At 48.5% G+C, this 12,924-nt stretch carries 10 protein-coding genes; 8 read left to right on the top strand and 2 right to left on the bottom strand.

Features of this window, described 5'->3' with window-relative positions:
• Positions 1 to 12 precede the first annotated feature (12 nt).
• Both HPY86_01085 and HPY86_01090 read right to left on the bottom strand, forming a co-directional pair.
• Complete coding sequence (locus tag HPY86_01085) at positions 13 to 777, bottom strand: 3-oxoacid CoA-transferase (GenBank protein ID NPV13512.1); 765 nt, start codon at positions 775 to 777, stop codon at positions 13 to 15.
• On the bottom strand, positions 777 to 1,748 hold the full coding sequence (locus HPY86_01090) for a CoA transferase subunit A (protein NPV13513.1): 972 nt from the start codon (positions 1,746 to 1,748) through the stop codon (positions 777 to 779). Before HPY86_01090 ends, HPY86_01085 begins: the two co-directional genes overlap by 1 nt.
• A 257-nt stretch (positions 1,749 to 2,005) precedes the next feature.
• On the opposite strand from HPY86_01090, the gene HPY86_01095 reads away from it, so the two are divergent.
• From HPY86_01095 to HPY86_01130, 8 genes are all read left to right on the top strand, one after another.
• Entirely contained in the window at positions 2,006 to 2,629 is a 624-nt protein-coding gene (locus HPY86_01095; protein ID NPV13514.1) for a MotA/TolQ/ExbB proton channel family protein, read from the top strand.
• 2 nt (positions 2,630 to 2,631) lie between these two features.
• On the top strand, positions 2,632 to 3,060 hold the full coding sequence (locus HPY86_01100; protein ID NPV13515.1) for a biopolymer transporter ExbD: 429 nt from the start codon (positions 2,632 to 2,634) through the stop codon (positions 3,058 to 3,060).
• Positions 3,057 to 3,479, top strand: a complete 423-nt coding sequence (locus HPY86_01105; protein NPV13516.1) for a biopolymer transporter ExbD — start codon at positions 3,057 to 3,059, stop codon at positions 3,477 to 3,479. The genes HPY86_01100 and HPY86_01105 overlap by 4 nt, the downstream gene beginning before the upstream one ends.
• On the top strand, positions 3,479 to 4,108 hold the full coding sequence (locus HPY86_01110; protein NPV13517.1) for an energy transducer TonB: 630 nt from the start codon (positions 3,479 to 3,481) through the stop codon (positions 4,106 to 4,108). Before HPY86_01105 ends, HPY86_01110 begins: the two co-directional genes overlap by 1 nt.
• A 64-nt stretch (positions 4,109 to 4,172) precedes the next feature.
• On the top strand, positions 4,173 to 5,939 hold the full coding sequence (locus HPY86_01115; GenBank protein NPV13518.1) for a T9SS type A sorting domain-containing protein: 1,767 nt from the start codon (positions 4,173 to 4,175) through the stop codon (positions 5,937 to 5,939).
• A 106-nt stretch (positions 5,940 to 6,045) separates the two neighbouring features.
• The gene (locus tag HPY86_01120) at positions 6,046 to 7,137 is read left to right on the top strand and encodes a hypothetical protein (GenBank protein NPV13519.1); all 1,092 of its coding nucleotides are present in this window, start codon (positions 6,046 to 6,048) and stop codon (positions 7,135 to 7,137) included.
• A gap of 9 nt (positions 7,138 to 7,146) precedes the next feature.
• Entirely contained in the window at positions 7,147 to 9,933 is a 2,787-nt protein-coding gene (locus HPY86_01125) for a TonB-dependent receptor (GenBank protein NPV13520.1), read from the top strand.
• 12 nt (positions 9,934 to 9,945) lie between these two features.
• Positions 9,946 to 12,921 carry a hypothetical protein gene (locus HPY86_01130; protein ID NPV13521.1) on the top strand — a complete coding sequence of 992 codons (2,976 nt, stop codon included), beginning with the start codon at positions 9,946 to 9,948 and terminating at the stop codon, positions 12,919 to 12,921.
• The last annotated feature ends 3 nt before the right edge of the window (positions 12,922 to 12,924 follow it).

The raw sequence follows: 12,924 nt of genomic DNA on the forward strand, positions 1-12,924 counted from the left end.
CGGCTTCCTTTCTTAAATATAATAATGGTCCGGGTCAACTTCTTCCCGCAGAATCCGTAACTGTTCGTCGGTAGGTTCGGGATTGGTGATAAGATGGTCGGCAACGAGCAGTTCAAAGCCGGTATTTTGTTTTACCTGCTCGACAGTAACATTCGGGTTCAGTCCAATCAGGCGCATGCGTTTGGACTCCGGCTCAAAGTCAAGAAGGGCAAGGCTGGTCACGACGCGATAGGGTCCGGTATTCGGTGGCAATCCGGCTTTTTCCCGTGCCCCCGGACCGGTAAGATATCCCGGAGTAGTTAGAAAATCAACTTTCGGAACGAAACGCCGGGTGTCATGTTGACGAACAATGATGATATTTTTCCAGCAATGGGAGCCGACATCGTTAGCACCACCTGAACCAGGAAGGCGTACCTTTGGTGGCCAGTAGGGACCGATTATTGTGGTATTCAGATTTCCATACATATCAATCTGCGCCGCACCGAGAAAGCCGTATTCAATAAAACCGCGTTGGGCAGTTTCCATAATGTCACAAATGCCTGAGGCAGCAACCGCTTTGTGAAAGGTTCGTGATTCACCAACCGCAAGGGGGAGTCGTTCCAGTGAGGCGCCGGTTCCGCCGAACTCAAATACCGCCACTAAGTTCGGGGCGTGCGTCTTTTTTGCCAGAGCGGCAGCAAGCATCGGTATCCCGGTACCGATAAAGGCGGTTGCACCGTCTTCCATCAGGCTGGCAGCGAGGCAGATGAGAAATTCAGTTTCATTGTATCTCGCCATTAACGACCTCCAATCATTTTTTCCAGTTGTTTTAACCTTTCAATCCCAACTTTCTCGATATAATCATCGTGATTTTTGCATCCGTAAACCCATTTATCGAGATAGGCACGGGTTTTCTCGGGGTCGGCAGAGTCTTTGTAAAATTGAAGAAGGTGTTCTTCATCCCGCCAGTAGCGGTAACACATCTCGCCGGGATGAGAGCCGTATTTTGCTAAAACAACCGCATCGACCAGATAGTAGGGGAGGATGGTCCTTTCCGGATAACGCCGTATTTCTTCGGTGGGCACGATTTCTTCAGTTGATACAATCAGGGTTTTTGATGCCCGGGCAAGTTCAAAGGCAAATCCAGAAATACCCTCAATCCGGCAATTTCCAAATTCATCCGCCTGATGCACATGGATGAATCCGACATCAAGATAAAGTGCGGGAAGAAGGCAGATGGGTTTGCCCGTCCAGGGGTCTTCTACCACTTTGGCAGCAGAATATTTTAAGGTGTCGGTGCCGAGCATTGAACGGACCGGGATAAATGGAACACCCATTGCCGCAGCTTTGAATCGCCAGGAGATGGCAGCATTGGACCATTCGGTGGTCTTTACCCGGCCCGATTCCACGGCACGGCGTAAAATATGCGATATCCCGTACACTTCCCAGCCGATATAGGTGATGTCAAGGGCGTCAACCATATCCGCGGCAAGCAGGAGGTCGATTTCATGGATTCCCTGACCTGCGACCCGGAGGTGTTTTTTCCCCTGTCGTACCAATTCGCGAATCAAGGACATTGGGCCCCGAACAGTACCGTAAAGTTCAGTGCCGATGTAGTCGCCATCTTTAACAAGGCGGGCTATCGCCTCCTGTTCGCTCATCACTTTTGAAACCATTCTGGTATTTTTGTGTTTGTGAACCCATTCCCGGAAGCCATCCGGGTCCGGGGGTTGAAAAAGTTCACCGATTCCCGATTCCAGTATGTTCATCTGTTTCCTCCGATTGTAATAAATTGCCAATTGATGACAGGATATTAAATAAACTGAGCATTGCTGTCAAATTTATCCGTTTTTAGATGAAGTGCCTGGGTACTTGTGCAGCATAAGCACCGGGGCAGGACTTGATGAATATTTGCGGATATCAGGGTTAAAAAGTTGCTTGACATAGGGATAATTTTGATTAAAGTTAAAGTGTGCTGCTGATTAAATTAAGAAGGCATATATACAAAACCTAAGGAGGATACAGAATGATACAGGAATTTAAAGATGGCGGCGGCATAATGTGGTTTCTTCTGGCGTGTGCCGTATTAGGCATCGCGTTGACGCTGGAGAGGCTGTTTACAATATTCATCCGGATGCGGGTGAATGTCAAAAAGTTCAGCCAGCAGTTATTACAGACAATCGACCAAAACGGCATCCAGGCTGGTGTGAAACTTTGCGACGAAACCCCCAGTCCGGTAGCCAAGGTTTTAAAGGCGGCGCTACTGAAAGCCAGTGAAGGTAAGACGGTGATGGAAGATGCGATTGTTCGTGCTGGAGCAACTGAACTGGCTTTTCTTGACCGCGGGATGGCACTGCTTGCTGGTTTGACTACGGTTGCGCCTTTCTTTGGTTTTCTCGGCACCGTTACCGGGATGATTAGCGCCTTTAAGGCGATTGCCGCAGTTGGTGAAGTTGACCCAACGGTTGTTTCCAGCGGTATTGCCGAAGCGCTGATTACCACGAAGTGGGGTTTGATTATCGCCGCACCCCTGTCAATCGTCTATATTTTGATTTCAAGCCGAATAAACGGCTATCTAAGGGATATGGAGACCGCGGCGAGCGAGTTGATGGACTATCTCGTAACCAAAAGTGGTGTCTGTAAGGAGTAAGAATGGCATTGAGTTTGCGGCCCCGGACAAGAGGTTCGAGTGAGCCGAACATTCCTACTGCTTCCACCGGTGATATTGCGTTTCTGATACTGATTTTCTTTATGTCAACCAGTATCTTCAGTCGCGAAAAGGGGTTGAAAATCGTACTTCCAGAAAAAGGTGCAGAAACGAAGATTAAGTCCGAAAACATCCTCACGGTTGCGGTCAATCAAACAGGACAGGTTTTGATTGGTGACCGGATTGTGAATGTCCCGGAGGTTCATTCCCTGGTCAGGGAAGAACTGGACAAAAATCCTGAACTGGCGGTGGCATTAAGAGTTAGTCGGTCTGCTCCCTATCAGATAATGGTTGAGGTTTTTGACCAGTTGAAAATTGCCAAAGCTGAGCGTATTAGTTTGGTTCCGGTGCAGGAAGAAGGGGGTGGGCAGTGAAACGGATTGGGGAAAGAAAGATTGCCTCACCCAACATCCCTACCGCTTCTACGGGTGATATCGCCTTTCTATTAATCATCTTCTTTATGGTTGCTACCCATTTCCGCACCGAACGAGGATTGAAGATAAATTTACCGCAGGCGGAGATGACGGAGCGTATTCTCAAACGGCGCAATGTGGCAGCAGTGTGGGTAGATGCGACCGGTAGAATGACGATTCAGGATAATCTGGTTAATCCAGCGATGATCACGGCGATAATGAGCGAGAAAGTAATTGAGAATCCAGAACTGGTAGTTCTTCTTCAGGCGGATAAAGATGTGAAATACGGATTTGTCACCGATGTGCTGGAGGCATTAAAGGATGCGCGAGCGTTTAAGGTTACATTTGCTACGAGTTATGCTAAAGGAGGAGGTGGATGATGAACGATACTACCAGAAATATTGCAACCTTGGAGTTTGAGGAACGCTACTATGCGGTGGCGATTCGGGTTGCACTAATAGCAGCATTGGTCATTGCGATTTGTGCTTTTCTACTTTTACCCAAAGAGTTTGTGGTAAAACCTTATCAACTGCGACGTTCGGTAGAGATGGTGATGGAGAATTTGCCACCGGTACTGGAAAAAATCGCTGAGCCGCCCAAGGTAGCAAAACCTTCGGTTCCAGTCGCAGCAACCAGTGAAGCCGAGGTTGAAGCCACCACGGTTGAGGCGACCACTTTTACCGAGGTGACCAAAAGAACTGAGGAGACCGATATTCCTGTTGTCGCTTTCTGGAAAGTAGAGGTAAAACCAAATCCGATAAACATTCCTAAGCCGGTTTACCCTGATTTGGCAAGAAATGCCGGAATTGAGGGACAGTGTGTAGTGGAAGCATTGGTTGATGTTGACGGCTCGATAATTGAAGCACGGATAATTAAGAGTTCGGGAAATCAGTCTTTGGATGCGGCGGCAGTCGAAGCTGCATACAAAGCGAAATTCACCCCGGCGAAACAGCGGGATAAGGCGGTGCGGGTGTGGGTGTCCATTCCTTACCGCTTTACCCTGCAGTAGGGGTGGATAAATAATAAGTAGTTAGTATGGCAAAAAGCCAAAACTCAAAACAAGGAGGATGTGTATGCGCAGTATGTATATCCTGATGGTGCTGGTGCCAGCGCTTGTCTTTGCTGGCAACCTCCAGCCAGTCACGGTTCTACCTCAGGAACCGGCGCAGGTGAATGGGTCTGCAGGTGCACTTGTGCCAAACAGACAGGCGACAGCACCGACCGCAAAAATCTACACGGTAGGTATTGTAGATACCGTCGGCGGAACAACTTACGACTGGCAGTTCAATGGACCAGTTTACCGTACGATTGTAAACTCACTGGATTATGGACTCCATGTGGGTTGGATGTTTTCGGCATCAGAGAACCCCTGGCCTGATAGGAATATGCGCTACAACTTCTACGACTATACTGCTGGTGCCTGGAACTGGATTGACCCGGATTTTATGGCATCTGGTGTCGGTGTTTATACGGCACGCTCTGGCTTCGGTCATCTTGATGCTGACCCGGTAGAAGGAGTGGCGATGTTCACCGCTCATCTTGCCGGCTCGAGCGGGAACTTAATTCCGGTTCTGGGTAAGGATATGGCCCCAGGGACCGGAATTTTTGACTTCTGCCGTGGTGAGCCCAACTGCGATGCCTATCAATGGCCCCCGATTTCCATCGACGGTCAGCAGGTTGTACACTGTGCTTTGATTGATGCAGCGACAACCGACCAGTTGTACTACACCCGTGTTCCAACTTGGTGCAACTGGGAGTCACCGGTAAGCATTGTAGGCTCACAGCCTGACCCGATGTTTCCTGACCATAACATCGCCGCTTCCAAGGTGAGTCAGAAGGTGTGCGTTACCTGGGTGTATTCAGAAGGCGCGCCATATGAGCCAGCATACTACCGAATTTCCACCGATGGCGGCACAACCTGGGGAGACCCGATCGAACTTACTCCGCCGCCGGCATATTCTGGTGATACAATTGCTTCTTTCCATATTACATCACTTTTCCCGTGGTACGATGCTGAGGACCGCCTTCACATTGTTGCCGGAATAATCCCGAGTGTTAGAGAAACACTTTACATCATACCTGCGGAAATCTGGCACTGGTGTCCGGATAATACGCCGCAGTGGTCAAAGATTCATCGTGCCGGTTGTGACCCGATGAACCTTCAGGCGGGGGTTGGTTACAATGCCGCATATGCCTGCCGTCCCAGCATTGGTCAGGACCGTGATGGCAATCTCTATGTTGCCTGGGAGCAGTTTGACTCGTCCAATGTAGAACCGGTAACCAGTGTGCTCAGGGCGGACATTTTTGCTGCGGCATCTACAGATGGCGGTAATACCTGGTTGTCAGCGGTTAAACTGACTCAGGCGGGTACCGCATCTTGCAGATTCCCCTGCGTTGCGGACAAGATGGTGGATATGAATGGCGCCCGCTATATGCCCGTTGTGTATGAAATCGACCAGCAGGCAGGGTTTATTGTACAGGGAGAGGGTAATTCTACCAATAACCCGTTTGTGGTTCAGTGGGTGCCAGTTGAGTCTCTTGGCGTGCCTTACGGCATTGCAGAAGGAGCAAGAACGCCCACTCGTTTGGAACTGAGCGCAAATCCAAACCCATTCTCCAACCGAACGGTTATCTCTTATGCGCTACCACAGTCAGGAAATGTTACTCTTACGCTGTTTGATGCGGCGGGTCGGCCAGTTCAGACACTGTTCAGTGGATACCGCGCTGCCGGACGTTACGCCTTCAATCTAAACAACAGCAATCTTGCGGCTGGGGTTTATTTCTATACTCTCACTACCGGCAACTCTTCAGTGACGAAGAAGCTGACGGTAGTTCGGTAAAATACCGATTGCGGGGGTCCGATTAATTCGGACCCCCGCTTTCTTTCAGCATCGCCGGGGGATAGAGTTGCAATCTTCCCATTATTACAAAAGAGCAGGGGGTAAAATGATACGAAAAAAGTTTTGTTTCTGGCAGATAAAGTCCGGAATTGTTGCAGCCGGACTTATCTTCATCGGCTTGCTCATTTTTTCTGGTTGCGGTAGAACTTCACCACCACGCTGGCCCTGGTGGACAGCGGAGGATTCGATTGCAGTCAATAAGGCGCTTGAACCTTGGCGCGGTTTACTGAACTTTTTCTATGCTGTCGAAGACACTTATCGCTTGGATATTAAGGTGGGTCTTACTTACCAGGATAGCAGCTCGCGGACCGGCGATACGATTTATAAAGTTGCCCATCTGCTCAGGGCGTGGGTTGAGCCTACCGAGACCATCCAGGTCAATGTTTATCAGTTTGGCGTAACCGCGGATACGGTTAGTATGACCGATACTTTTTGTCAGGTGATTTATCGGGATTCAATGTCCGCATGCCAATTACATTATGAGTTTGACACCATTTGGGTTATCGGTTTTCGACCTGATACGATTATTGATACTACAAAAACACCGCCTGAAACCACTATTGTACAGAAGGTTAGTTATGTGGAGAAGCGAGGGTTTCCAACGACCCAGTTAGGGATGAAGAGTTACAGCTGGGCAGCTAACCGCTGGGTTTTCCTGCGACGGGATACAGTTCCAGACACCTTGTACTATTATGTGGTAAAACTCAGTGGTGCTTATGCGAGCATCCCCAATACGGAAGAGGCTCCCCAAATCTCGAGAGTGGTTTTTAGTAGACCGGGAAGAGTGGATACAATTTTCTTTGCACCGCGACTCGATGGAAGAGGATTAACTAATTTAAAACACCTTGATTCACTTTATCAGGTGCGGGTCAATGAGGAAATAAATGTAACCGTAGTTACCAGCACACCTCAGGACACGGTGGCGGACAAGAACAGATTCTTTTTGACGACTGCAGGGAAGAAGCAAGAGATAACGGTTGGAGCACAGAGAGGTATTGGAGCGTTTAGATTTTCATCGGCCGATACCGGTTACCAACATATTTACATCGAGGTTATCCCTTATTCAAATTTACTTTATCCCGATGCGGAATATAAAGGGTGTGTCTGGGCGATACCAGTTCAGGTGGTACCAGAATAAGGAGGAGAGATGACAAAGAGGATAATTGGGTTATTTCTTGTATTTGTATTGCTGGACATTGCCCAAGCAGGGGAAACAGGAAGAATTCGGGGTCGGGTTGTCGATGCCAAGACCGGGGAGCCACTTATCGGTGCGAATGTACTTGTTGAGGGAACAATGCTGGGCGCGGCAACCGACATCAATGGAGAGTATCTTATCAGCAATGTACCTGCCGGCAATCAAACACTGGTGGTTTCTTATGTGGGATACCAAACCCAGCGGCGTTCCAATGTTCTGGTAATGGTTGACCAGACAATTAAAGAGGACTTTCGCCTTTCTCCAGGAACGGTGGAAATGGGGGTAGTAGAGGTGAAAGGGAAAAGGGAGGCAATAGTACGTACCGACCCAACCACCAGCCGGTATATAACGACCGAAGAGTTTACCAAGATGCCGGTTGCAACCCTTGCTGACATTGTCCGGTTGCAAGCCGGTGTTGTTACCAGCCCGGCATACGGTCAGCATCTGCGTGGTGGTAGGCCCGATGAGGTGATGTATTATGTGGACGGTGTTGCTACTTCAGACCCGTTATTTGGGTATCAAGCGGCACGGGTCAATCCTGAAGCAACGGCTGAGGTAGTGGTAATTTCCGGCGGTTTTGATGCCGAGTACGGTGAGGCGATGTCCGGAATTATTCAGGTCATTACCAAAGAAGGTCGGGAAACTATGCAAGGTCGGTTCCGAATGACAACCGACGAAATATTTCCGGCGCCATTGAATTTCGGTGATAATCGTTATGAGGCATCAATCGGCGGCCCGCTTTTTGGGTTAAAGCCTTTGCGTTACTTCGTTTCGGGCGAGCTTTATTTTTCCGATGACTATAATCCAATGCGCTATAAATTGCCCCATCAGGAGCGACAGGATTATAAAGTGACCGGGAAGATAACCTACTCACTCCCATTAGGCCAAGGGTTGAAACTTACAACCGACGGTTATGTGGCACGGGAGCAGTACGGGCTTTATCCTTATGACCGGGAGAGCGAAAATCACCTCGGATTTAAATACAACCTCGACCATTTTCTTTCGCGCCGCGAACGGGTTAAGAAGTTCAATGTTTCTGCCAACCATATGCTGACCAAGTCGACGATATATACCCTGCGATTGAGTTATTTTGGCAATGAGCGAATGATTGGTATTCGTGACCTCGAACGCGAGTCCAACGAGCGCAACTATTCATTGCGTTTCTGGGAAGATTATATCTTTAAAGCTGAGGATACAGTGCGTAAAGACCCCGAGGTTATTTTTCACCCTATGCCGGGTTATGTTGAGCAGTCAAAATCCAATACCAACAACCCGTGGGGTGTCTACAACCTGTTCTACGGTTTTGGAGATTATCGGTATTTTCAGCTGCACTGGGCGGATGTGTGGACTTTGAAGGGAGACATTACGCACAATATTGGAAAGGTGCACGAGTTAAAAGCCGGTGGTGAATTACGCCAGAATTACCTGCACCGGCGTTACAACTCTTTGCCCTGGGACCCCAATCCGTTTGTTGACCTATATGATTTTAGTCCAATTGGAGCGGCTTTCTTTGTTCAGGACCGGATGGACTTCGAGGACTTAGTCGTTCGTCTTGGCATCCGACTTGATTACCTTGACCCGAAGGCTTACAAACGAGCAAACCCAGCGGATATTGAGGATACGACAATGGTTCGAGCGATGCAGAAGTATAAGTTTTCCCCGCGCGTTGGCATATCTTTTCCGATAACTACAAAGACCAAGTTTCGATTTAGTTATGGTCACTTTTTCCAGACTCCGGCTTATCACTTTCTTTACGACAACATTTCTTCGGCTGCCTATGCCCGGGGCAATCAGATAATCGGTAATGTCGATTTACGGGCACAGCAGACCATTGCCTACGAGTTGGGACTGGAACAGCAGCTTACAGATGTCCTGGTATTTGATGCAACTGCATATTACAAGGATGTTTTTGACCTTATGGGTGTGCGTTATCAACCCGCCGTGCCAATGGGTTACTATCCAATTGTGAATGAAGAGTATGGTAACATACGGGGTTTTGAAGTCGGGTTGCAGAAGCTGGAGTCCAATTACTGGAATGCTCGGGTATCGTACGGGTTATCGCTGGCGCGGGGTACTGCTTCTTATGCCTACGAGTGGTACTATGAGCGTTATCGGTATGGGGTAGACCCAGTAACCGGCGAAGAAATGGAGCCACCGCGGCGGGATTACGCTCTGGAGTTTGACGAACGGCACAACGCAAAGATTTCCGTCGGCTGTGACTTTCCTGAAGACTTTGCGTCAGTTCTCCTTCGGCAGTTTAATGCTTCGCTCCTTTTTAACTACGGTTCAGGATTGCCTTACACGCCGCGCGAAGTCCGGAGGTTGAACGCGGGAAGGCCAACTGCAGAACGTAACTCAGCTCGCATGCCAGCAAGATTTACTGCGGACCTTAATGCCGCCAAGTATGTAAAGGTTGGCAAGTTTAGACTGGGATTAACCTGCGTCGTTACGAACCTGTTTGATAACGAGGTTGTACAGTGGGTATATGGAGCAACCGGTTTACCTGATGATGACGGCTACATTGCAACCTATTCACCAGCGAACTGGGTCCTTGACCCTGATGTTACACTGTTGAATACCGGAAAGTACAATCCAGTACGGGATGTTAATCATGATGGCTACATTACCGATACTGAAGAGTATATCGCATATAAGCTTGCTTATCTTGACTTTGTCAACAATCCGGTTAACTATGGTCCACCCCGACAGATTAAAGTTGGCTTGGTGTTTGAGTTTTAGGGAGGAGGTACTATGACAAAAGGAGAGAAAAGGTTGAGACCAGTTCTGATAATAATTCTTACCGTTTCTGGTTTAGTTTCTGCCCGCACCGCAGTTACGCCTGCAAAGCCTCGTCGGATATACGACTTCCAGTGGTACCAGAAGAATCAATGGAACCTCGCAGTGACAAATTACGGTACATTTGGTTATGGTATCGGACGTTCCGGAGGAGAGTGGCCCGCTGGTTCGGGCGATATGTATATTTATGGAGCGGGCATCTGGATTGGTTGTATCAAAAGAACTGTAGCTGGTCCTGACACATTTGTTTCTAACGGCTACAATCCCAATTCAGGTAAATCAGAGATGACCCCAGGTTGCTATGACAATGCGGGGAGTGGATACAGTTCGCGATCTTTTGAACGGGTTTACATTACACCAGATTTTCCGCCTAATCCGGCTGATTTTCCCTCATCTTTACAGGATTCGGTCCTTACACCGTTAAAAATACCGCTGGGCAATGAAACGATACCAAGTTATTTCCATTATATACCTCGACGTGCGGTTTCAACCGGAGATGCCTGGGCAGTTTTTAATGATGCAGACCCGGCTAATCACACTGCGGGAAGAACGCCGCGACCGATCGGTGTGGAGGTTTATCAGACGATATATTCCTGGAATTTGCCCTGGAATCGAGATATTGTGTTTTTTAAACTGGATGTGCGAAATCGCAGTACCGATACACTTAAGGACCTTTATCTCGGGGTCGTCTGTGATGCCGATGTTGGTAACGCAACCGATGACTGGTGTGGATTGTGTCTGCATAAGTATATCAAAAATGCGAGTGGCACGGATTCCGCTTACGCCGACAATCTGGGATATGTCTATTCGGATGATGCTTCACCAAGTGGGTTTGTCGGGTTTGATTTTCTTCAGAGCCCGTATGTAAAAAACCCGGATGGTTCGATAGACGGCTTTGACGGTATCGATAACAACAACAATGGCTTGATCGACGAACCGGCAGAAGGCAGACAGGTGGGGATGAGTTCATTTCAGATTTTCATCCTTGCTGGTGACCCGAAAAACGACTTTGAGCAGTATCTTGCCCTTGCCGGCTATGACTGGAATGACCCGACTTATCCCTATGTGCCTTATGATTCAAACGATGCTGCACCCGACGACAAACGGTTTTTGCAGGCGACCGGTCCCGTAACATTGGCGCCGAATGAGTTAACGACTGTTACGGTAGCAGTTATCGCCGCACGTTCCGACCGAACCGGTCCACCGACAACCTGGCCCTATTACTTAGCAGTTGCCTCTCGAGCTGCCCAACAGGCATACGACAATAACTGGATAATGCCCGAACCACCAACTGGTCCTAATGTTACGGCAATCCCCGGAGATGGGAGAGTGACTTTAGTGTGGGATGATATTTCGGAAGAGGCGCGCGACCGATTTTTCCCGCTGGCACCTACATTACAGAATCCCTATTATGTGGAGCAGGATTTCCAGGGATATAAGGTATATCGCAGTCGGACCGGACAACCAGGCGACTGGCAACTCCTTGCCCAGTTTGATAAAAAGGATGGTATTAAGTTTGAAGATACTACGGTAGTAGAATCTTTGCGCACGAAGGCGCAGGATGTGGGGTTGGCTTACTGTTATATTGATTCCAGTAACCTCCGGCTCGGTTTTCCTTACTACTATGCGGTTACCGCATTTGATATCAACTACCTGGGTGGCGACCCCAATCAAACTCCTCCAGTACCACCTGATACGCTATCTCTTGAGTCAGGGATAATTGGTATCAAAGCGGTTCCACGTACTGCACCAGCGGGTTATGTACCTCCCGGAAGCGATTGGTTGCAGGTGGCAGGTAATAGTCGGCTAAAAATAAAGATTGAACCATTAGGAGTCGTTCCGTATGCGGTAAAGCCTGATACTTATCAGTTGGTATTTCTGCCAACCGTTTACGATGCGACTTTACGTCAACCGCGTTACAGGTATTTGCTTCTGAAGAACGCAACCGACACAATCGTTCCGGTTACAGATTTCCCGGTAAAAATTGATTCTCGAACCGACACCATCGTTTTGGTGATGACCGCTTTTGATTCAATCGTCACGGATATAACTCAAAAAGGTGACAGTTCAGTTGATACTGTCCGTGCCTGGATGCCGGTGGCTCAAATTACAGTAAGGTTAAAGATGGATTCGATTCCTTACCAGTTTTTTGACCGAGTGAGTGTCATCGGTTCATATCCGGTGGATTCAATCGCTTTTCTTGATGATGGAACGAATAATCGGGCGCACTGGGCGTATCGAGGTTCTCATTACCGAATTGTCTGGGAAGAAAAAGGGAGTAGCAGAACTGCTAAGGTTTATGACCTTGATAATGATATCGAGGTGCCTTACCGATTTATGCGCTTCCGGCGCGATGTTGATTCTGCTGATGGCTGGTGTTTTCAGACGGCAAACAGCGCGGCTGACACGCTGGCGATTGGGCAGACGCTATATATGTCAATCTGCGGTGCTCAGTTGATGTTCCGACCTCGTTCTGGTAGTCCTGTTTTGCAGTTACCGGACCCGGGAGACACCTGGATTGTATATACTAAACCCCTATCTCCGGCACCTTATGCGGGTCGATTCCGTATATCATTTACTCCAGCATCTACCGATGAACAAGCCCAAAAGTTGCAGGTGAAGGTTGTACCCAATCCTTATCTCGTACGGAATGAATGGGAAAGACACAGAGACTTCCGTAAGTTAAAGTTCATAAATCTACCGGCACGGTGCAAGATATACATCTACAATCTTGCCGGCGACCTTGTTAAAGTTCTCACCCATTATGAAACCAAACCCGAAATAGGTGGTGTTCCAGGACGTTTTGGGGGCGACGAAGACTGGGATTTACTTAATGAAGCGCACCAGAAACCTGCCCCCGGTGTGTACATCTTTTATGTCGAATCCGAGGATGGTAGGTCGCAGACGGGTAAGTTTGTTTTGATTTACTAAGGA

Source organism: candidate division WOR-3 bacterium (assembly GCA_013177935.1).
Taxonomy (GTDB): Bacteria; Hydrothermota; Tepidihabitantia; order Tepidihabitantales; family Tepidihabitantaceae; genus Tepidihabitans.

Excerpts from the sequence above, each read along its gene's own strand:
- HPY86_01125 (NPV13520.1), top strand. The coding sequence starts at position 7,147 with ATGACAAAGAGGATAATTGGGTTATTTCTTGTATTTGTATTGCTGGAC.
- HPY86_01090 (NPV13513.1), bottom strand. The coding sequence starts at position 1,748 with ATGAACATACTGGAATCGGGAATCGGTGAACTTTTTCAACCCCCGGAC.
- HPY86_01095 (NPV13514.1), top strand. The coding sequence starts at position 2,006 with ATGATACAGGAATTTAAAGATGGCGGCGGCATAATGTGGTTTCTTCTG.
- HPY86_01085 (NPV13512.1), bottom strand. The coding sequence starts at position 777 with ATGGCGAGATACAATGAAACTGAATTTCTCATCTGCCTCGCTGCCAGC.
- HPY86_01100 (NPV13515.1), top strand. The coding sequence starts at position 2,632 with ATGGCATTGAGTTTGCGGCCCCGGACAAGAGGTTCGAGTGAGCCGAAC.
- HPY86_01110 (NPV13517.1), top strand. The coding sequence starts at position 3,479 with ATGAACGATACTACCAGAAATATTGCAACCTTGGAGTTTGAGGAACGC.
- HPY86_01130 (NPV13521.1), top strand. The coding sequence starts at position 9,946 with ATGACAAAAGGAGAGAAAAGGTTGAGACCAGTTCTGATAATAATTCTT.
- HPY86_01115 (NPV13518.1), top strand. The coding sequence starts at position 4,173 with ATGCGCAGTATGTATATCCTGATGGTGCTGGTGCCAGCGCTTGTCTTT.
- HPY86_01120 (NPV13519.1), top strand. The coding sequence starts at position 6,046 with ATGATACGAAAAAAGTTTTGTTTCTGGCAGATAAAGTCCGGAATTGTT.